Annotated in this window: 13 protein-coding genes; 8 read left to right on the forward strand and 5 right to left on the reverse strand. The window is 43.5% G+C overall.

From position 1 onward, the window contains the following. Positions 1-114: 114 nt before the first annotated feature. The 5 genes from MHI51_RS10150 (at position 115) to MHI51_RS10170 (ending at position 10,447) form a co-directional block, all read left to right on the forward strand. Positions 115-636, forward strand: coding sequence for a serine O-acetyltransferase (locus MHI51_RS10150; RefSeq protein ID WP_036679239.1), 522 nt, complete (start codon positions 115-117; stop codon positions 634-636). 115 nt (positions 637-751) lie between these two features. Next, complete coding sequence (locus MHI51_RS10155; RefSeq protein WP_076276402.1) at positions 752-2,587, forward strand: UbiD family decarboxylase; 1,836 nt, start codon at positions 752-754, stop codon at positions 2,585-2,587. Positions 2,588-2,735: 148 nt separating this feature from the next. Then, positions 2,736-3,284 carry a GNAT family N-acetyltransferase gene (locus MHI51_RS10160; protein WP_179087504.1) on the forward strand — a complete coding sequence of 183 codons (549 nt, stop codon included), beginning with the start codon at positions 2,736-2,738 and terminating at the stop codon, positions 3,282-3,284. A gap of 360 nt (positions 3,285-3,644) precedes the next feature. Next, on the forward strand, positions 3,645-9,833 hold the full coding sequence (locus MHI51_RS10165) for a fibronectin type III domain-containing protein (protein ID WP_405173831.1): 6,189 nt from the start codon (positions 3,645-3,647) through the stop codon (positions 9,831-9,833). Between the two features lie 149 nt (positions 9,834-9,982). Then, positions 9,983-10,447 (forward strand): DUF2269 family protein, encoded by a 465-nt coding sequence (locus MHI51_RS10170; RefSeq protein WP_248549305.1) that lies wholly within the window; start codon positions 9,983-9,985, stop codon positions 10,445-10,447. On the opposite strand, the gene MHI51_RS10175 is transcribed toward MHI51_RS10170, so the two are convergent. From MHI51_RS10175 to MHI51_RS10195, 5 genes are all read right to left on the reverse strand, one after another. Beyond that, positions 10,419-11,579, reverse strand: a complete 1,161-nt coding sequence (locus MHI51_RS10175) for a glycosyltransferase family 1 protein (RefSeq protein WP_076276401.1) — start codon at positions 11,577-11,579, stop codon at positions 10,419-10,421. The genes MHI51_RS10170 and MHI51_RS10175 overlap by 29 nt on opposite strands. A gap of 152 nt (positions 11,580-11,731) precedes the next feature. Then, entirely contained in the window at positions 11,732-12,574 is an 843-nt protein-coding gene (locus MHI51_RS10180) for a sugar phosphate isomerase/epimerase (RefSeq protein ID WP_342410637.1), read from the reverse strand. 17 nt (positions 12,575-12,591) lie between these two features. Then, on the reverse strand, positions 12,592-13,692 hold the full coding sequence (locus tag MHI51_RS10185; RefSeq protein ID WP_405173832.1) for a mandelate racemase/muconate lactonizing enzyme family protein: 1,101 nt from the start codon (positions 13,690-13,692) through the stop codon (positions 12,592-12,594). Positions 13,693-13,705: 13 nt separating this feature from the next. After that, positions 13,706-15,160: a GDSL-type esterase/lipase family protein gene (locus MHI51_RS10190; protein WP_076276399.1), complete on the reverse strand. Its 1,455-nt coding sequence runs from the start codon at positions 15,158-15,160 to the stop codon at positions 13,706-13,708. A gap of 111 nt (positions 15,161-15,271) precedes the next feature. Then, a complete protein-coding gene (locus MHI51_RS10195; RefSeq protein WP_076276398.1) occupies positions 15,272-17,617 on the reverse strand; it encodes a helix-turn-helix domain-containing protein in 2,346 nt (781 codons plus the stop codon). Positions 17,618-17,797: 180 nt separating this feature from the next. Between MHI51_RS10195 and MHI51_RS10200 the strand changes: the two genes are divergently transcribed. The 3 genes from MHI51_RS10200 to MHI51_RS10210 all read left to right on the forward strand — a co-directional run bounded on the left by MHI51_RS10200 (position 17,798) and on the right by MHI51_RS10210 (position 22,168). Continuing rightward, complete coding sequence (locus MHI51_RS10200; protein ID WP_341001955.1) at positions 17,798-19,315, forward strand: extracellular solute-binding protein; 1,518 nt, start codon at positions 17,798-17,800, stop codon at positions 19,313-19,315. Positions 19,316-19,503: 188 nt separating this feature from the next. Then, a complete protein-coding gene (locus MHI51_RS10205) occupies positions 19,504-21,060 on the forward strand; it encodes an extracellular solute-binding protein (protein ID WP_076191234.1) in 1,557 nt (518 codons plus the stop codon). Positions 21,061-21,193: 133 nt separating this feature from the next. Beyond that, positions 21,194-22,168, forward strand: coding sequence for a sugar ABC transporter permease (locus MHI51_RS10210; protein WP_036679252.1), 975 nt, complete (start codon positions 21,194-21,196; stop codon positions 22,166-22,168). Positions 22,169-22,182: the final 14 nt, after the last annotated feature.

A 22,182-nucleotide genomic window follows, 5' to 3' on the forward strand; every position in this document is an offset into this window, starting at 1 on the left:
ATCACCCGACTGACCCTCCAGTCTGCGATCCTTCCAGATGTTTTTTCCACAGCTGCCTTCATTACTCCAGAATACAGTGCATACCCCCTAGCCCCTAAAAAGGAGAACGATAAAATGATGAAATCATTCAAAACGGACTGGAAAGCAAATCTGAAAAATCCTCAAACGATTATGGCCTTGTTTACTTATCGTTATGGAAATTGGGTGTATTATCGAGTGAAGAATGGCATCGTGCGAAAACCTTTGTGGCTTTTGTATCGGATAATGGATGTGCTTTTTGTCCGTATTCTTGCGAATGGCGAGCTTCACGCTCAAGCTCAAATTGGTGACGCGCTTCATTTACCGCATGGTTTAAATGGGATTATCATTAGTCCTAAAGCGGTGCTTGGAAGCCATGCTACTATTTTTCATCAAGTGACTATTGGCGGGAGAAATAACTTAGGAGAGCCAGTGATTGGAGACAGAGCTTTTATTGGAGTAGGCTCCAAGATTCTTGGACCGGTTGTCATTGGTAACGATGTTAATATCGGGGCCATGTCTGTCGTGGTAAAGGATGTGCCGGATAACGCTTCGGCTGTAGGTATTCCTGCTAAAAATATATTGCGGAGTGAACCGAAACCAGAGAATACAAGATAAAGACGTTAGGTTCTAGTACATAGGGTACGCGTGCGCTTTATTTTAATATCTTACAGGGTATAATTAAAGCATCCAAGTAATCTTGTAATAACCTTCTAGAGATCGGAGTAATGAAATGAAATATAGCAATTTAGAAGAGTGTGTTAATGATTTAGAGAAACACGGACATTTAGTTCGTATTCAGGAAGAAGTGGACCCTTATCTAGAGATGGCGGCGATTCACCTAAAGGTTTATGAGGCTGGTGGACCTGCATTATTATTTGAAAATGTAAAAGGCTCGAAGTTTCGGGCCGTATCTAACCTTTTTGGAACGATAGAGCGCAGTAAGTTTATCTTTCGGCGTACTTGGGACTCCACACATAACGTAATTGCCCTTCGCAACGATCCCGTAAAAGCACTCAAAAATCCATTTAAATATGTTGGTACCGGATTATCCGCGAGAAAAGCATTGCCGATTAAAAAGCCAGGGGGTCTGCCAAGCGGTTTTCAGGAAATTAGTATCTCTGATCTTCCGCTAATCACACATTGGCCGGGAGATGGTGGTGCTTTTGTAACTTTGCCGCAGGTGTATTCAGAAGATCCGGACAAGCCGGGCATTATGAATTCCAATCTGGGAATGTACCGTGTGCAGCTGACTGGAAATGAGTATGAATTAAATAAAGAAGTGGGCATTCATTATCAAATTCATCGCGGCATTGGCGTACATCAGGAAAAAGCGAACCGCCAAGGACAACCGCTTAAAGTGAGTTGTTTTATCGGTGGACCACCCGCTCACTCTTTATCGGCGGTTATGCCTTTGCCTGAGGGAATGAGTGAGATGATCGTTGCAGGATTACTTTCAGGACGCCATTTCAGCTATAGCTATGTGGATGGTTATTGTATAAGCAATGATGCGGACTTTGTAATAACAGGTGAAATTCACCCTGGTGAGACGAAGCCGGAGGGGCCTTTTGGCGACCATTTAGGCTATTATAGCTTGGTTCACCCTTTCCCAGTAATGAGAGTACATAAAGTGTACGCCAGAAAAAATGCAATCTTTCCATTTACGGTTGTCGGCCGGCCGCCACAAGAGGATACCGCGTTTGGTGAGTTAATTCACGAGCTGACAGGTGGGGCTATCCGCCAAGAAATTCCGGGCGTTAAAGAAGTTCATGCAGTCGATGCTGCGGGTGTTCATCCCCTGCTGTTCGCCATTGGCAGTGAACGTTATACGCCTTATCAGCAAGTAAAGCAGCCAGCGGAAATTCTGACCATTGCTAACCGGATTTTAGGGACGGGTCAGCTTAGTTTAGCTAAGTTTTTGTTTATTACAGCAGAAGAGAATCAGCCTATCAGCACACATAATATCGAGGATTTCTTGACGTATATCTTAGAGCGGATTAATCTTCATAGAGATATTCATTTCTATACCAATACCACGATTGATACACTTGATTATTCCGGCACAGGATTAAACAGCGGAAGTAAAGTGATCTTCGCAGCAGTAGGGGATAAGAAAAGAGAGCTATGTACAGAGGTGCCAGGCCTGCTGAAAGAATTACAGGGATTTGAACATGCACGAATGGTGATGCCTGGTCTTGTTGCCCTTCAAGGCGCTAAATTCACAAGCTACGCTGAAGCAGCACTGGAAATGAACAAGCTTAGTGAAGCTATTCAGGAGCAAGGGTCACTTCCTTCTTGCCCAATGATTATTTTGTGTGATGATAGCGAGTTTTTGAGTGAAAAGATCGACAATTTCCTATGGGCGACGTTCACCCGCAGTAATCCATCTCATGATATCTATGGAGTGAACAGTTCTACTGAGTATAAACATTGGTCCTGTGATAACGTGATTATTGATGCTCGGGTAAAACCCCATCAAGCCCCGCCACTGATCCCAGACCCAACCGTTCAGAAGCATATCGAACGATTATTTGCGTCAGGTGGCAGTTTAAGCAGAGTCAAGATATAGAGAAACATTCATAGGCCTTCTTGGGAATCCAAGGAGGCCTATTTGCTGTTTGTGAAATGATTTTGCTCATATGAAATAAAAAAGAAATAGGGGTATTATGGGGTGTATGGTATATATTTACTATTAATATTGGGGAAGTGTTGTTCTGATGGAAATTATGGAAACCGAACGTTTATGGATTAGAAGGTTCTCAGCAGAGGATTGGAAAGACCTTCATGAATATTTGTCGCAAGAAAGTGTTGTGAAATATGAGCCCTATTCCGTGTTTAATGCAGATGAATCTCGCACTGAGGCACTCAGACGGTCATCGGACCGTGCTTTTTGGGCAGTCTGTCTTAAATCTACGACAAAAATGATCGGCAACTTATATTTTCAAGCGAGCGAACCAAAGGTTTTTGGCGTTTGGGAATTTGGATATGTTTTTAACCCTGATTTTCAGGGAAGCGGGTATGCTACAGAGGCTTGTAATCAATTGTTAAACTATGGCTTTGATAATCTGAAAATGAGACGTGTGATTGCGAACTGTGATCCCGAAAATACACGCTCATGGAAACTGCTTGAACGATTGAAGCTTCGTCGAGAAGGACATTTTTTGCAGACGGGTTATTTTAAATACGATAGTAATGGAGAGCCAATCTGGCATGATACTTATTCCTATGGATTGCTCAGAAGCGAATGGTTAAGGATGACGGAATAGCAAAACTGTTGTCGTGATCTCAAAAGCGGGTGTCCCCTCACTGATTCTTCTGTCCTAACTTCTTCCCAAATCGTAGGTTTTTATAACTATAGGCGAAGAAATTGAACGGTTTAGTGTATGATAAAATCTGTTTTTTAAATGTTCAGAGTGACACTTAGGTGGTAGTATCGTGTTGGATATGAGTGAAACTGGAATCATCTACCATCCAGCTGCCTGAGCAAAGAGGAGGGGATACGCGCACGAAGTGAACTTATATTTGAAGAACGAATGACAACGAAGCTTATTGTAAGCGTTTACTACAACGGGGCTAGATGCGTACTAAGTTCTTTTAATCATAAGAAAGCGGGTGAAGCACAGAAGATGAAGAGGAATAAGCTTGGAAATAAAATATTTATGGTGTTATTGTCGTGGATCTTCATTTGTTCATCAATACTTCCATCTACAACATTTGGGGTGCAACAGGCCAGTGCAGCTTCAGGTCCAATAACCTTGCAATATGATTTTGGAACAGCAACAAGTCCTGTTATGAGTGGTTATACAGGCGTGCATGAATCTAAGTTATATACGAATGAGCTAGGGTATGGTTTAGATCAGGCGGTTGCTTCAAGGAATCGTTCGGGTGGAGACGATATGACCAACGATTTTGTATTGGGACTGTCCTATTCTTTTTTGGTGGATCTTCCTAATGGGGATTACGATGTGACTGTATACTCAGGAGATTTACTAGCAGGTACAAGTACAACCAAAACTACGATTACTTTGGAAGGTAGCACGGCTGGGTCGATAAGCAGCAAGCAAGCTGTAAATCAAGCTACCTACCGGACGACTGTTCAAGATGGTCAACTGACCGTCGGCATTACGGGTACAGGGGTTGGCGGATATTTAAATGGACTAATTATTCAGCAGATTGTACCAGGTCCATTGAAAGCCCCTGAGGGATTAGTGGTTCATAATATCACTCCCACTGAGGTATCTCTAGGGTGGAGCAGCGTGACAGAAGCAGTCTATTACAATATTTATCGAACGGTTCTTCCTAGTGGAACCCTTCAAGCCATAGGTCAAGCTGCTGCTAACAGCTACGTGGATTCAGATGTAAATGAAGGCAGTGGTTACATTTACAATGTGTCAGCTGTAAATGGAAAGGGTGAGGAATCTGCTTTGAGCGCATCTGTGACCGTAGACAAATTTCCGGGGGTAGAGGTTCCCGCAGCACCAACCGGTCTTTCAATTGTCAGTGTCGGTGTAAGTTCTGTTCAACTGAATTGGAACAGTGTGGCTGGAGCTAGCCGCTATACGATCTTAAGGTCTGATTCAGCAGATGGAACATTCCATGAGATTGGCCAGTCAGAGAAGACGACATTTACGGATGCCTCAGCGGACACCTCAAAACGGCAATATTATGGGGTGAAGGCAGCCAATGACCAAGGCGAATCAGAGCTATCTGACAAGGTGGAAAGCGCCGTGTATACGCCTCCTGGAACTTTGCCAGAAGGAGATGTTTATTCCTTTGATTTTGGTCCGGGTGCTGTGGCTGAAGGTTATCTTAAGGTAGATGCAGGGGTATCTTATTCCTCTGAGGTTAAATATGGATTTACAGATATATCGAAAGTAACTGGGGTAGACCGAGGAACCTCAGATCCTTTGCGATCAGATTTTGTGGTCCCTAAGGATGCAACTTTTAATGTAGATTTACCGAATGGCGATTATACAGTGTCACTTATCGCTGGTGACAGCGCCGGAGAAACAGAGATTGGCATCAAAGTCGAATCCATTCAAAAAGTTCAACAGACGAGCAAAACAGCAGGCCAGTATTTGGAAATGAGCTTTGACATTGCTTTGGTGGATGGACAAATGAACTTGGTGTTCTCTGGCACTAAGCCAAATATCAATGCACTGGTGATTACTAAGCAGCCAGACCGTCCTGCTAATGAATTGCCAACGGTTTATATTGCGGGTGATTCAACCGTGCAGACTTATGATCCTTATTGGATACCACAAGCAGGCTGGGGACAAATGATTCCTGATTTCTTTAGTGAGGAAGTAACGTTTAAGAATCACGCTATCGGAGGCCGCAGCTCTAAGTCATTTATTGTCGAGGGAAGGCTGGATGAAGTGCTGCGTAAGATCCAACCGGGTGACTATTTCCTGATCCAGTTTGGTCATAATGACGCAACGATTAGCGTTCCAGACCGATATGCTTCTCCAGCCGATTACAAAGTTTATTTAAAAACATATGTCAATGGAGCTAGGCAAAGAGGAGTAACTCCGATTCTGGTGACCCCCATGGGCCGCAGAGATTATAATGCCGCGAGCGAAAAATTTAATGTGAGCTTTCCAGAATATGTGCAGGCTATGAAAGAAGTAGCAAGTGAACTTGATGTTGATTTGGTCGATCTTAGCGCACTCAGTGTAGCTTATTACAATTCTATCGGTTTTGCAGCTACACGCTCTGTATTCCTTCACCTCGATGCAGGGATATATGGTGCTTTCCCAAATGGCTCGACAGACGATACTCACTTTCAAGAATACGGAGCCATTCAAATGGCCCGTCTGCTGGCCAAAGGAATAGGGGAATTAAATATTCCACTCTCCAGCTTTGTGCAGGACATCAAACAGCCGGAAACGGTGCCTGTGAAGCCTGAAGGTCTTGTAGCTGGGAGTATCAGTAATGCAGGTGCAGTACTGAAATGGAATAAAGTAGAAGGTACAGATATCTATAAAATCTATCGTAAGCTAGCGGCAGAAGCCGAATCTGCTTATACCTTAGCGGGAACATCAACTGTCCCTTCATTGACATTAAGCGGGTTGGTTGAAGGTCAAAGCTACTCAGTAAGAGTGACTGCAGTGAACGGGCTAGGAGAGTCTGAGCCTTCAGATGAAGTGAAGCTGACTACGAAATCCGCTCAGTATCGTTATGATTTTGGACCTGTTGGTTCACCCGTTGCTGCGGGTTATACGGAAGTGAATGTGAATGTCCTGTATACCCCAGAACGTGGATATGGTTTGACCTCTAGTGCAGGGATGATTGATCGGGATCGGGGAAATGCGACGGACGATCTGCGCAGAGATTTTGTGATTTATTTTGGAGGATCGTATGAATTCAAAGTTGATTTACCCAATGGTTATTACTCTGTTAAGACCTATACAGGAGATTGGATTGGATCTGCCAAGACGAATGTAGCCATTGAAGGCAAAGATTACGGAACAGCCTCCTCAGGTAAGGAAAATATTGCTGAGAAGCTGTATAACCAGATTGCTGTCAAAGACGGGCAGATGAATCTTGTCTTTAGTGGCACAACCGCTCATCTCAATGGGCTGGAGATCACACCGTTATTATTAGCCCCAACGAATCTGAAACTGGGTAGCCTGGATTTAAACAGTGAGCCTATCACTGCTAATCTTTCTTGGGATAGTATGGAGGGTGCGCTGAAATACCGTGTATATCGTCAGGCTACGGTTGCGAATAGTGCAGAGCTGCTGGGCGAGACAACAGAGCCGCTCTACACAGATACCACTGCGGATATTGGTATGGAATATATCTATACGGTAACTTCGGTCGACAGCACGGGACTGGAATCCGTAGGCTCCAATGCGCTAAAAGTGTCTATGATTGACCCCTCCGTAGCAAAAGCAGCCGTACCTAGTAGTCTAGCTGTACAATCTACGAACAAAAATGATGTGACCTTTACTTGGAATGAGGTACCGGATGCACGGATGTTCAACATTTATCGTGCGAAATCCGCAGACAGTGAGTTCATCCTGATCGGCAAATCATTCGAAGCTTCGTACACAGACACGACCGTTCTGACTACCATTTCTTACTATTACAAAGTAGCCTCGGTAAATGCAGGCGGCATCTCTGATCTATCCGCTACGTTGGAAACCTCAGCGGTGACAACATTATACCGGAAGATGGAGGCGCTGGATCGTGCGCCTGTAGCGGTTAAGACAGATGAGGGTGTTTATATCAGCTGGCGGATGTTAGGTCTGGATCCGGAAACGATAGGATTCAATCTGTATCGTGGCGATAAGAAACTTAATGATTCGTTGATTACTCAAAACACGAACTATCTCGATACTAAAGGCACGGAGGATGCCAAATATAGAATCACATCAGTAATCAATGGAGTCGAGAAATCTGCTTCGGAACCATTCAGCGTATGGCAGAAGCAATATCTATCGATCCCTTTGCAAAAGCCAGCAGATGATTACACCAAGGATGGTCAACCGTATACGTATAGTGCGGGAGATGCAAGTGTAGGTGATTTGGACGGTGATGGTGTATATGAAATCATCATGCTGTGGTCACCTTCGAACAGCAAGGATAACTCTCAAGCTGGGTATACTGGACTTGTCTATATGGACGCTTATAAATTAGATGGAACTCGCTTATGGCGGATTAATTTAGGGCCTAATATTCGTGCCGGCGCACACTATTCTCCATTCCTGGTATATGATCTGGATAGTGATGGACGTGCCGAAATTATGATCAAGACGGCAGATGGCACAGTGGACGGTCAAGGAAAAGTCATCGGCAATGCCAGTGCAGACTATCGTAACAGTTCGGGTTATGTGCTGCTGGGCAATGAATATTTAACGGTGTTCGAAGGGGCAACAGGCCGGGCATTGGATACCGTTGATTATGATCCGCCACGTGGAGATGTTGGCGCTTGGGGGGATACCTATGGTAACCGTGTAGACCGCTTTTTGGCAGCTGTAGCTTATTTAGACGGCGAGCAGCCAAGCGTGATTTTTAGCCGCGGTTATTATACTAGAACCGTACTTGCAGCTTACAATTATCGCGAGGGCAAGCTCGAGAAAGTATGGCGTTTCGATTCTAATGATGAAGGATATGGAGACTACGTTGGTCAAGGAAACCACAATCTTTCTGTAGGAGATGTGGACGGCGACGGCAAGGACGAAATAACCTTCGGCGCGATGGCAATCGACGATGACGGATTGCCGCTGTATAATACAAAGCTTGGCCATGGTGATGCAATTCATTTCGGAGACCTTGATCCTACCAGACCCGGGCTGGAAGTCTTTGATGTTCATGAGCATACCGATTCGAAGTATGGGATTGAAATGCGTGATGCAGCTACAGGAGAAATATTATGGGGTGTATTCACGGGGATTGATACTGGACGGGGAATGTCAGCAGATATTGATCCGCGATATGCTGGCGAAGAGGTATGGGCTGCAACGATCACCAATGAGGAGCATATACCTGTTACGGGCCTATACAGTGCGCAAGGGGAACTAATCACTAAAAAACTGCCTTCCTCCACGAATTTTGGTATTTGGTGGGATAGTGATCTTTTACGTGAATTACTGGATGCGAATCGAGTGGATAAGTGGGACTATACCAACCAGACAACGGTTAACTTATTGACGGCTGTAGGTGCTTCTTCAAATAATGGCACCAAGGCGAATCCAAGCTTGCAGGCAGATCTGTTCGGGGATTGGCGTGAAGAAGTGATCTGGCGGGCAACGGACAGTTCTGAACTACGGATCTACACAACAACGGATATGACAGATTATCGTATTCGCACATTGATGCATGATCCGATCTACCGCCTGGCAGTAGCTTGGCAAAATGTAGGCTATAATCAACCTCCGCACCCTGGATTCTTTCTTGGTGAAGGGATGGAACAACCAGCGGCTCCAAAAATTCAATATGTAGGCTCACCGGGAGAAACTGAAGATACTACACCACCTACGATTTCTGGTTTACCTTCTGCTCAAATGAGTGAAACGGATGTATTGAAGGTGCAGGTCGTAGCGGAAGATCCAGAGTCTGGCATTCGCAGTCTGGATATTACCTTTGATGGTAAACCTGTCGTTTATGGAGATGAGATTCCACTCACAGGGCTTGCGGGAGCGCATACGTTCATCGCAACAGCCATTAATAACGCTGGACTTTCGACGACAGAACAAGTGATTGTGTTCGTAAGTGGACCTCAGAAGGCTACAGGTGTTCCGGGGCAATGGGTTCTATCCAATAATAATGGGCAGGATACAGGACTTTTGGACGGGGATTACCAAATCACAATGAATATGTGGTGGGGCAATAATGGTACGGTCTACAAGCTATATGAGAACGGTGCCTTAATCGACACGCAAACCTTACGTGATGATTCCCCAGCTGCACAGACTGCAGTGACTAATATTACCGGAAAAGAAAACGGAACCTACACCTATACGGCTGAGCTGACCAATTCTTTTGGCACAACGGTGTCTGCTGCTCATGTGGTTATCGTGAAGGATGCTGCACCAGCTAAGCCGGTGTTGTCCAATGACAACTGGGATGGCGATGGAGAGTATAAAGTGACTATGAATTTATGGTGGGGGATGAACGGCAAAGAGTATCGCTTGTATGAGAACGGAATACTGATCGATACTCAGACTTTAACAGCGGACACCCCAAACGCACAAACGGCTTCTACTTCTATTACTAACCGTTCTCCAGGCGTCTATGAATACCGGGCTGAGCTGTTGAATGATCAAGGGGTAAATGAGAGTGCGATCATGAAAGTTACGGTAAAATAACTGAATATTTGTTGAAAAAGCGCCTAAGTCGGTAATATCCGGCTAGGCGCTTTTTTTAGATTATCTAAGATTTAAAGGATTCTGCAAGACTAATTCTCCTAACAGCCTCATATGAATCTAAACAACGAATGATAGGGGGGATTGTAAATATGGATTTGACGCATATGATCTCAAAGCTTGTGGTAGTTATACATGTTATAGCATCCATAGTGGGAATTGGACCAGCTTTTGTGCTGCCAATACTGACAAGCTCAGCCAAGACAGGCAGTCAGCTTCGTTTTGTATTTGGTCTTATGAAGAAAATAAACAGATTCCCTAAGACAGGTGGGATCACCCTGATCGTTACAGGTATTTTGTTAATGATCATAGATAAAATGGGCTTGTCGGTGTTGTGGTTAAATCTGTCGTTATTATTTTTTATCGTGATCGAAGTGATTATTATTGGAATGGTTGAGCCCCGATTGAAAAAGCTAACCCAGCTCGTAATGAGCAGCGAAGGGGAAGAAATTCCTGATGGTTATACTACCGCTATGAACAAGATCGCTCCGCTAGAAGCGGCGGTTCATGTACTTACTATCGTCATTATTATATTAATGGTAGTAAAGCCGGTATAAGATCATAACGCCTATTCTCAATGATCTCTTCATAATCGCGGATGAGTCCATCAAAAATATTCTCCCAAGAGCGGCCGAGTGCCAGCTGTCGGCCTTCATGCCCCATAGCAGCTAGCTTTTGAGGGTGCTCTACATATGCACAAATCTCACGAATAAAAGCATCCGGGCAGCGGGGCTCGACAATTATTCCTGTGCGGCCGGGTGTGACCAGATCCTTCACCCCACCTTCATTTACTGCGAGGACAGGCAGTCCTGAGGCCATAGCCTCTAAGACAACATTACCGAAGGTTTCTGTACTGGAAGGGAAGACGAATAGATCCGCTGAGGCATATAATTGGGCAAGCTCGTCACCATGTTTATAGCCTGTAAACGTGACATTATACGGCGCCTGTGCCCGCATTTCCGGCAGAAGGGGACCGTCTCCAACGACCAGCCAATGAACCTGAGATTGCATAGATTCGGGCAATTGCTGCATGGCGAGAGCAAGCGTCTGTATATCTTTTTCAGGGGCGATCCTTCCCACATATAGAAGCAGTAACGGTGCGGTAATTCCGTAGCGCTCACGGACCTCATGGCTGCGTTTTTTGGGGGTATACTGCTGGCAGTCGATGCCTCTGGACCATAGCTTCAGGCGATGAAAGCCTTGAGCTTGGAGGGAATCGAGGGTTTCGTAGGATGGTGCAAAGGTGGCATCACAGGAGCGGTGAAACCACTTCATGTATTTCCAATAGAGCGGAGCGATTTTTTTCATCCGGTAATATTCAAGATAGCGGTCAAAATGGGTATGATAGGAGGCGACATGGGGCAGATCATGTTTGCGCGCATAACGAAGGCCGCAGAGACCGATATTGAACGGAGTTGCCATATGAAGCAGATCGGGACGAAAAGCTTTCAGCTCTGATTGGATAGAGGACATATTGGGCAGTGCGAGTCTACATTCAGGGTATAAGAAAAAGGGGATGCTGGTAATGGGACGTATGGGATCGGCATAACTGTCTTCAGGAGCAGATTTTGGTGAGAAAAGCAGATGTTCAATACCGCGCTCTTTCAAATGGGTGGTTAATCGTTGAAGCGTACGTGAAACTCCGTTGGTTTGCGGAAGAAATGTGTCCGTGAATAAAGCAAGACGCATGGAACCCCTCCCAGGTACTCTTGATGCCCTGATCATAACAGGCGATTATTTGATGGAGGTCAAACGGATGTTAAACAGAATATAAAAATCCACTGCACCAGGTAAGATAAAGAGGTGTGCAGTGGATTTATTAGTTTTAATGGGATGAAGCCCTACAAGGATTCGTATATCTGTTGTAAAAAAGTAATGCTTTCTCCTAAATGTGACTCAGGAGTGCTTTCCAGGATTCCTTGAATATGAGGACGTTCATATTTCATATAACGAAGGATCGGCTCAAACTCTAGCCACCCTTGACCTACAGGGACTATTTTTATGGCTCCTTCTTGGACGATAAAGTCTTTTAAATGAATGACAGCAATTCGATTTCCTAGAAGCTTCAAAGCCTCCGTAATAATAGCTTCTTGATGCAAGTAATTTGTAGGCGACATTAGATTTGCGCAATCCAATATGACCTGAAGATTGTTAGAAGGGACTTCATCCAGAAGTCGGCGGGTTAAGGGCGCGGTGTACAGCGGATGATGAAGGCCTGCTTCGATTCCTACCGTCACACCAAAACGTTCGGCCTCCGCCACCATGGCCTTAACTGATGCCACCACCTCTTGGAAGGCTTCTTCTGTAAAATTATCTGTGGTATACCCAAGTCCCACACTTCCGGTTTCCGTACCTACCAGACTAGCGCCGAAATCCCGGGCCAAGCGCAGATGGGTATTAAACGCGGATAACGCTTGCGCCCGTTTGTGAGGATCGGTGTCTACAATATTTACATAGCAGCCCAGAACCGCAATCTGAATACCTGCCTGTCTAAAGGCATTGCCATAATAGCTGGCTGTTCCAGGGCTTATAGCCGTCAGGCTAGGGGCACTATCAGGAAAAGATTTCTTAAGTGCGAACTGGATATGAGTGAAATGATAGGACTTAATCTTCTCAATTAACTCTTGCAATGGAACTTGTGTGAAATCATGTGCTCGAACACCTAGTTGAAGGGGAATGCTCATATGACCGATCGCTCCTATTAGTATTGTTGTTTGTAAGGTGCTAATTTGTCCCAGTCAAAGGTAACACCAGTGCCCGTTACTTCTGGCGCAACTGCCATCCCATTGTCTTTATTAATCACTAGCGGACGTGTAGTGTATTGATCGATAGGGAAGCTATGCATTTCGAGATAACCTGCATTTGGCATAGCTGCTAACAAACTAACGTGCAATTCCTGCATCCCATGTGTGGAAACAGAAAGGTTATAGGCTTGTGTTAAGTGAGCTACCTTTAACCAGCCCGTTATCCCGCCTATATTGGAAGCATCAGGTTGAGGAAAATCAACATGACCATATTGCAGCATGTGATGGAATTCGGTTAATGTGCGCAAGTTCTCTCCGCCTGCAACGGCCATTCCTGTTTCTTCAGCAATCCGTGCATAGCCGGCATAATCCTCCGGAATCGTTGGTTCTTCTAGGAAGAGAATGTCGTATTTCAAAAATTCACGTGCGGCTTTTATCGCTTTTTCCACACTCCAGCTCATATTGGCATCGACCATAAAGGCTACATCCGGGCCGACCAATTGGCGTACCGCAGCCACTCGTTCCACATCTTCAGCTAATGTTTTTTGGCCTAGTTTAATTTTGACAGCCTGGAGGCCCATATCTAAGTATTTTTGATTGTTGCGCAGGAGCTTTTCTAATGGGAAGTTTAAATCAATCGCTCCACCATAACATTTTACCTCATTGCTTGCGCCACCCAGAAGTTTGTAGAGAGGTTCATCTGCTTTCTTTGCACGTAAATCCCATAACGCAATGTCACATGCCGCAATGGCGAAGCTAGCCAAGCCCCCGCGAGCAACATAATGTATTCCCCAGTTCATCTGCTCCCAGATACTTTCCACACAGCTGGCGTCTTTGCCAACTAAGATATGTGTTAATTCATTAGCAATTAGTGAGCAGATCGCTTTGCCGCCAAATCCGCCAGTATAGGTATAACCTACACCTTCACGACCGTCATCCGTTCTAATTTTGACAATGGGAACTTCAAAATGAGTATGCAAGCCATGTTTAGCATCCTCCATGATTTCTGGCAAAGGGATACGATAGTACTCCGTAATAACTTCTTTAATTAGAGACATCTTGGATCACTCCTTATAAAAGTTGTTGTAAGTTTGATAGAGATGAGGCTGTATTTTGTTTAAGAGCTTGAACCACAAGTTTAGCAATTTGCCGGGCACCTTCATCTGAGAAATGAGTATCATCCGTAACCCCATTTGGGTAATTGGGATGTGTTTTCGCTGGCAAATGCATGAATAACTTCTTGGATTCCTCTTCGCCTAATGAACGATAGAGCGCTTGCGAGGCTGGGAAAATATCAAGTAGCGGAGTGTGCGTTTCTTCAGCCACTTGTCTCATTACCTCGGGATAAGCACCTACAGCAAACGGGTCCAGCTCTCCATCGGCGTTAAAGCGGCGGCGACTTACAGAGGTTAACAGAACCGGAGTCCCCCCTAGCTGCCTAGCAGCATCTATATATTGAATGAGATTATGGCGATATTCGGTTTCAGGATCGGTGTAACGTAATGGATCATCTTTTTTCTCATCGTTATGTCCAAATTGAATAAACAGGTAGTCGCCGGGTTGGAAGTCTTTTCTGATAGCATCGAGGCGGCCGTCTGTTATGAACGATTTGGTGCTTCGACCATTAATTGCACGATTCTGGATTTGAATAGAAGTCCGAAAATAACTTTGCAGGTATTCTCCCCAGCCGGTCATAGGTTTTTCTCCAGCGCCTTTAATGGCCGCAGTGGAATCGCCTGCAATAAATAGTTGTTGTCTCATAAGGTCTTCTTCTCCTTTAACGTATTGGCGTTCCCTTAACCAATTCTCAGCAAGGGAAAGCCATTGCTGGCAATGAGGGTGTTCTTTAGCAAGCCCTAAACCATGCCGCCCTTCTTCAAAGATATGTAATTCAAAAGGAATTCCCTGATTAGACAGGGCAGAGGCGAACAACAGACTATTCTCCACGGGAACGCTGGCATCGTTCGCTGTTGTCCAGATAAAGGTTGGAGGTGTGAGTGAATCCACCTGGGCTTCTGAGGAAAAGGAGTCAAGCTCCGCTTGTGATGGGTCGTCTCCAAGAAAATGTAGCCGGCTTCCCTTGTGCGAATGGGGCTCTTGGAAAGTGATTACAGGGTAACCTAATAGAAGAAGGTTTGGTTTCTCTGCTCTAGTGGTAGAAAAGATAGAAGCTAAGTGTCCTCCTGCCGAGAATCCAATCATCCCTACTTTGTCTGAGATCACATTCCAAGCTTTGGGTGCTTCCCTAATCCATTTGAGAGCTTCCTCAACATCATTTAACAAAGAAGAGACGTTGAAATCTCCGACCTGATAATCTAGTACACCTGCATGAATACCTAGACTGTTTAGCCATTGAGCCACAGGTTCTCCTTCATGTTTGGCTAAGTGCTGATAACCTCCACCAGGCAATACCAATATAAAAGGACGGGGGTGATCCGTCTCGAGCGGATAGAGGGTGAGTAGTGAGGTTTCCTGAGAAATCGTATCTTGTTCTACACGGTTAGTATTTAGACGAAAGTTCAACATTGCGTTCAAATTCCTCCCTAAATGGTTATATGCACACGTTAACATATTTTCCGAAAAAAAGAGAGACTCTTTTTTTTTTAGATTCGGCCTTGAACGATTATTTTGTGATTTTTACATAGATTCGTCAAATGTTGGTTTGGATTTAGCGCCTGTATTGTTATCCCGGTACTGTCCAGGGGTCATCCCTTCCTGTTTACGGAAAGATCGAATGAAATTCTGAGAATTGTTGTATCTTAATTTGGCTGCGATATCTTTGATCGGCATATCGGTTTCCTGCAGCCATTTTTTCGCCATTTTAAATCGGTACATCGTTAAATATTCGCTGAAATAGTATTGGGTCTCCTTACGGAAGACACTGCTGATATAGTTGGCGTTGTAATGCAGCCGTGAAGCGCATTCTTCCAAGGTTAGATCCGTATCATATTCATGTTGGATCAGATCAATGATTTTCTCAGAGATGTTTTGGTATTGGGCATTTTGCCTGCTGATAAAAATTTTGATCATCGGGTAGATGACCATGCTCCAGAACCAATCCTCAATCTCAGCCACGGTATGAAGGTCATGTAATTCCTCAAAAATAGAGCCATTAGCATGATAGATCTGATTTAAGCTAATGCCCGATTCCTGCATCATAATGAGCAAGTTATTGAGTAAGCGGGTCAACGGGATTTGATATTCCTGTGGTGAAAGCTCAAGGGCAAAGATAGATTTAAAAAGCAAATGAATCAGTTCCTTGGCTTTATCCGTTTCAGCCAGCTTGATCGCATCCATTAGATCGTTTTCTTTATGCGTAGGGTAGTTCAAGTTCAGATAATGTTTGCCGGAGTTAATGTTCTCATATTGAATAATAACGCCTTTGCCAAGCTTAATGCGATGCTTCAGTGCTTCAAGACCTTCTCTGTAGGCGATGGCTAGTTTATCGAAGGCGTTGAAGGGCAGGCTCAGCCCAATACTCACCTGCACCTTTAGATAATTATTTATTTCTTGCTGCAGCTTCTCCGTTAACGAATACAGTGTCTTATGAAAAGATTGGGTATCGCAATCTGGACTGCCCAATAATACGACTACCGCATGGTCCATGATCACTGGAGCCAGCCGTTGTTCAGGACAGATTAACTCTTCGATCATATTGTGGGCAGCGAACAATAAGAGGCTGAGATCTTTTTTCTCATAGCTGGAATCCTCGGCATAATCAATAGACAACGTAATTACTGCCATGGTTTTCCATTCTTCAAGCTGGGTTTGGTAACCGAATTGCCCTAATTCTTCGAGTAAATCACGTTTCTTAACATTGCCGTGGAAGGCATTGATCAGAAAAAACGTACGAACCTGCTGAAAGTGTTGCCGGACTTCTTTTTCCAGCTGTGATTTGGATTGGAACAAAGAATGAACTTGTTCTCCTATAATCTGAAATTCATTGCGATGTCTCGATTTAATATCCGGTTTGCGTTGGCCCATCTGATTAAGCAGTCTTTCGATAGGGGTGTACATACGCCTGGAGCCGATCCAGGCCAGAAGAATGGAGAACAAGAGCATAAAGGTACACACGATTATCGTAAACATCCCGATTTTATTGGACTCCTTCGTCAAGCTTTCCATGGAAGTAACCGATAGATAAACCCAGCCATTTAACTGAGAACGCATGAAAGTGACGGAGTAATTCTTTTTGTTGATCACAGTCTTGAACTGTCCGGATTGTTTAGAAGGATCAGAGATTAAAGGGACTTCTTTAAATCCGCCTTGCTCTTTAGGTTTTCCGATTAAGCTGGTATCCGGATGGAGCAGGAAGCGGCCAGCTTGATCCAGAACGATAATGTCATCGAGTGGCTGCACATCTGAATTAATGAAATCCTGAAGACTGCAGACCGGAATATTAGCTAGGGCAAGCCCATATTTTTGCAGCTTATTGGTGGGAAGCTTTTTGATAAGACTGATGCTGTAATTGCAGCCAGTGACGTTAATGCTCTCCTCACTATAAAATAAGGACGATGGATTCAAAATCCATGAAGTATCGTCAGCTATATTCATTAGATTAGAGAGTTGCGCGTGGTTTTTGTATTCATCCAGACGATAGACGCCTGAATTTTTGATCATCCAGTTCTGCTGCTGATTGAGCAGGATGACATCCTCAAGTTTCGTATCGAAGGATTGCATATTGCGGATTTCGTTTCTTAAATCATTATATAAAATGAAATCGGTTTCATTTAAAGGGTTATTTAGTGCTTTTTTTAATACACTAGAGTTGATCACTTGGTTTAATGTTTGATTGACAGTTGTTAACTTATGTTCTACATTTGAGGTGATTTGTAATATAAGTTCCATTTTACTGTTGTTTACGTTCTTTTGGATCTCATTAGATGATGTGAAATAGGAAAAAGAACCGATGAATATCACCGGCAACGTGCTAATTACAAAGGCAAAAATCGTTAATTTACTTAAAAAGCTTAATGGTCTCACGGGACTCAGCACCTTTACTTATGTAGAAGTAGACACTTGTTCTTAGTGTATGAAACCTGGTGGAAAATAACAATAATCATCTCGTTCTGCAATAATCATTAACCCTAATTATGACTACAAAATGGAAAATCTTCAAGCTGTAGGGTGAAAATCCTTACAATACCTTAGGAGGCTGTAGAAATGTTTAGACAATTTATGTGTAGAAGGGCAACGTTTTGTTGCTGCTTATTTTTCATGCTTGTTTTCCCTATGTTAAGCGCTTGCAGTGATGGAAAGTCCGCTGGTTCCACACTGCAAGAAGCTCGCCCGAGCATCTCCATCTTGGCACCCCTTCATTTTCCACAGCAGCCTTCAAAAAATATTATGGCTGAGATTGAAAGATTAACAGGGGTGGAGCTTGATATCACGTGGGTGCCTGAGGGTGTTTATACCGATAAAATGAACACAGCGTTGACCACTAATTCCTTGGGAAAAGTCACCTTTGTGAAGTTCTCAGACTATAATCTGGTGAAAAACGCCATCCGTTCTGAAGCATTTTGGGAGATCGGCCCATATCTTCAGGAGTTCCCCAATCTTAAAGCACTGGACCCCGCTATTCTTAAGCAGACAGCTGTTGATGGTAAGATCTACGGCCTGTATACAGAACGCCCTTCCTCCAGACAGGGTGTCATAATACGTAAGGATTGGCTGGACACTCTTCATTTAAGCAATCCACAGACCTTAGATGACCTATATGAAGTAATGAGGCAATTTACATATAACGATCCGGATCAGAATGGCAAACAAGATACCCTTGGATTAGTCGATCGTAATGATCTTGTTTATGGTGTATTTAAGACACTAAGCTCTTATTTTGGCACACCAAATAATTGGAAGCTAGAGAATCATCAATTTGTTCCGGAATTCGTAACAACGGAGTATATGAACACAATGAATTTTATGAAGAAATTATATGATGAAAAAATCATAAATCAGGACTTTGCTCTTACCAGTAAAGAGGTTCAACGCGATAAATTCATTAACGGTATCGCTGGTGTGTTTATTGGCAGCATGACTGATGTGCAGCGGTTGTCAATTGAAGCTCAAGCATACAATCCAAAGGCTGAACTTACGCTGATCAATCGTATCGAGGGGCCTGATGGATATAAAGTGTGGTCTATCCCCAATTACAACGGACTGTATCTCTTTTCCAAAAAGTCCATTGCCACAGAGGAGGAGCTTCGGCAGGTGCTTGGATTTTTTGATCGGACCATGGATAAAGATGTAGCCAATATAATGATGTATGGCTTTGAGGGACGGCATTACAAGCTTGAAGGCGGCAAAATTATCCTTCCCGAGGAAACCTCACAACTGCGGGTACAGGAAGTGAATCCGCTATATGCTTTAATGATCGCGGATATTAGTAATAAAAACATTATGGAAGTGGCTCAGAAGGAGCAATTAACCTCTCTAGCAGATCAGTTGAGTAAAGATAATGAATCTTTTCTGGTTGATGACCCGACAGTTTCTCTGAGCTCATCTACTTTTGATGAGAAGAATATGGAGTTATCTTCAATCATTGTGGATGCTACATATAACTATATATTAGGTAACATTACCGTCGAGGGATTCCAGCAAGAGGTTGAGAAATGGAGAGCTCGTGGAGGCAATCTTATTATTAAGGAATATGCTGAGGCTGAGTTTGGGACAGAAAAGTAAATAGGTTAAAAAGGTTTTAATCCACTGCGGATAATGCGGTGGATTTTTTTGTGCTGCGATATCCCGATAATCATTTGCTCAGATCCCTTTCAGAACGCGCCGTTATGGGGAAATGATTGTTTTCGTAACCTTGCCGACGATGTAACGTGGAACTCGTAACCAATACAAATTATGGAGGTCAAAATGGTATGAAGAAGAAATCCTTCACCATGTTGTTAACAGCACTGTTAACATTCAGCACATTGTTAGCTGGATGCGGTGGTAACAACAATAACAAAGAAGAAGCAGCAGCCCCAACTACAAGTGCAGAGAACACTACGAAGGTGGAAGAGACTGAAGCACCTAAAGAGGAACCTACAGAAATCAAAATCATGCTTCCATTGAATACATCAGAGACTCCGCCTGATACGATTAAGAATGAACTTGAGAAATTGACCAACACGAAGCTGACTTATCAATTTTTTCCGGCTGATACTTATGAAGAAAAACTGAATTCATCTTTTGCAACGGGTTCATTGCCGCAAGTAACATATTTGAAGAATCAGACAACCTTCATTCAGATGAAAGAAGCGATAAAAGACGGGCAATTCTGGGAAATCGGTCCACTATTAAGCGAATTTCCGAATTTGAGCAAATTGAAACCAGAAATTCTTAATAACACGAAAGTAGATGACAAGCTTTATACCCTATATATCGGGCGTCCACTTGCACGCCAAGGGATCATTTACCGCAAAGACTGGGCAGATAAATTAGGACTTGCTGCACCAGCTAATGTAGATGAATTATTTGAAATGGCTAAAGCCTTCACAGAACAAGATCCAGACGGTAATGGAAAGAAAGATACTACCGGTATTATTGACCGTAATGAGTTGACCTATGGAGCTTTCAAAACTGTTTCGTCTTGGTTCGGAACACCGAATACCTGGGGTGAGAAGGATGGCAAATTAGCGCCTGAATTTACCTTCGATGAATATTTCGACACAATGGATTTTTTCAAAAAAGCTCGTGATGGCGGATACATTAATCAAGATTTCGCTGCCACCAGTAAAACGGATGCAGTAAATATGTTTAAGGCTGGAAAGGGTGGACTCTATATTGGGGGCTCCATGCAAGATATTGATTCCCTCAATAAAGATACTATTAAGAATAACCCTGACGCTGTTTTGGATGCGCATAGTATGGTTGCAAGTCCAGATGGAAAATATGCTCAATGGATGATTCCAGGCTATAACAATGTTGTCTTGTTCCCGAAATCTGCTGTCAAGGATGAGGCAGAGCTGAAGAAGATTCTTGCTTTCTTTGATCAAATGATGACCCCAGAAGTAGCTAATTTGATGTATTGGGGAATTGAAGGTACTCACTATACCGTTGAAGACGGTAAAGCGAAAGCTACTGACGACAAAGAATTGATTGAACGTGAAGTAAAGGGATATAAGGACAGTGTTATCGGCGAAGCTGAAACCAATGGAATGTACGAGAACTATAACACGCTGCCAGGAAGAATTCATGCAGATCAATTGGTTCTTGAGAATGTCAAAGTTGGTGTAGCGGATCCAACAGCTGCTATGGATTCGGCTACCTATACAGAAAAAGGCGTAGAGCTTCAACAGATTATTACAGATGCAACCTATAAATATATTTATGGTCAGATTGACAAGGCTGGATTTGAGAAGGAAGTAGAGAACTGGAAGAGCCGTGGTGGAGATAAGATTATTGAAGAATACAACGCGTTATACAAAAAATAGTAACCCGTACTCGAATAGTTAAGCGACAAATTGTAGCTGAAAAGGTTGTTGATCTTGTTTCAACAACCTTTTCTATTCCTCACTGGGTTCAGAAATATCGTGTTTGAATAAAGAAGGAGAAAGGAAGAATATCATGCAGGAAGTCACCGCACAGCCCAGCTCAGCTCCTCAAATGAATCCTAAGCCTGAAATTTATAAAAGCAGCAGCGAACTGAAAAAGCGGCTGTGGAGAAATAAATGGCTCTACGTCATGCTAACTCCGGGAGTACTGTATTTTTTGATTTTTAAATATCTTCCAATGTACGGATTAATTATCTCATTTCAGGATTACAAACCCTATCAAGGGATCAACGGTAGTGACTGGGTAGGGATGAAGCATTTCAGCAGGTTGTTCACAGAGCCGGATTTCTTAAATATATTAGTGAACACACTTATTCTTTTCGGATTAAATATTCTTATCTATTTCCCGATGCCGATTATTCTTGCCCTGATGTTAAATGAACTTCAAGGCAGCTTTTTCAAAAGAACCTTTCAGACGATCTTCTATTTGCCCCATTTTCTGTCATTGGTTATCATCGTCTCCATTTCTTATGTAATGGTCACGATGGATGGAGGGATTATCAACGAGCTGCTTGTCTATTTTGGCTTTGAACCAATCAATTTCCTGCTTAATCCAGGGTGGTTCAGGCCCATGTATATTATTCAGGTGATTTGGAGAGAAGCAGGTTGGGGAACGATTATTTATCTAGCTTCCATAGCTGCGATTGACCCAGGGCTTTATGAAGCATCGCGTATGGACGGAGCTGGAAGACTTAGACAAGTCTGGCATATCACTCTTCCAGCGATTAGAGGCGTAATTATTACATTATTTATTCTGAAAATTGGTTCCGTTCTTGATCTTGGATTTGAACATGTATATCTGCTACTTAACTCCATGAATCGAGAAGTTGCGGAAATTATCGATACGTATGTATATACTGCTGGTTTGAGACAGGGGCAGTTTAGTTACAGTACAGCTATTGGATTCTTTAAATCGATTGTAGGCTTTGTAATGGTGATGATGGTGAATAAATTATCCAAGAAAATGGGAGAAGAAGGCGTTTATTGATATTTTGTGGGAGG

It is taken from the genome of Paenibacillus sp. FSL H8-0260 (assembly GCF_045040625.1).
Lineage (GTDB): Bacteria > Bacillota > Bacilli > Paenibacillales > Paenibacillaceae > Paenibacillus_AQ > Paenibacillus_AQ odorifer.

Coding starts and splice junctions, on each gene's coding strand:
- MHI51_RS10210 (WP_036679252.1), top strand. CDS start 21,194: ATGCAGGAAGTCACCGCACAGCCCAGCTCAGCTCCTCAAATGAATCCT.
- MHI51_RS10190 (WP_076276399.1), bottom strand. CDS start 15,160: ATGTTGAACTTTCGTCTAAATACTAACCGTGTAGAACAAGATACGATT.
- MHI51_RS10180 (WP_342410637.1), bottom strand. CDS start 12,574: ATGAGCATTCCCCTTCAACTAGGTGTTCGAGCACATGATTTCACACAA.
- MHI51_RS10160 (WP_179087504.1), top strand. CDS start 2,736: ATGGAAATTATGGAAACCGAACGTTTATGGATTAGAAGGTTCTCAGCA.
- MHI51_RS10155 (WP_076276402.1), top strand. CDS start 752: ATGAAATATAGCAATTTAGAAGAGTGTGTTAATGATTTAGAGAAACAC.
- MHI51_RS10170 (WP_248549305.1), top strand. CDS start 9,983: ATGGATTTGACGCATATGATCTCAAAGCTTGTGGTAGTTATACATGTT.
- MHI51_RS10200 (WP_341001955.1), top strand. CDS start 17,798: ATGTTTAGACAATTTATGTGTAGAAGGGCAACGTTTTGTTGCTGCTTA.
- MHI51_RS10150 (WP_036679239.1), top strand. CDS start 115: ATGATGAAATCATTCAAAACGGACTGGAAAGCAAATCTGAAAAATCCT.
- MHI51_RS10205 (WP_076191234.1), top strand. CDS start 19,504: ATGAAGAAGAAATCCTTCACCATGTTGTTAACAGCACTGTTAACATTC.
- MHI51_RS10165 (WP_405173831.1), top strand. CDS start 3,645: ATGAAGAGGAATAAGCTTGGAAATAAAATATTTATGGTGTTATTGTCG.
- MHI51_RS10175 (WP_076276401.1), bottom strand. CDS start 11,579: ATGCGTCTTGCTTTATTCACGGACACATTTCTTCCGCAAACCAACGGA.
- MHI51_RS10185 (WP_405173832.1), bottom strand. CDS start 13,692: ATGTCTCTAATTAAAGAAGTTATTACGGAGTACTATCGTATCCCTTTG.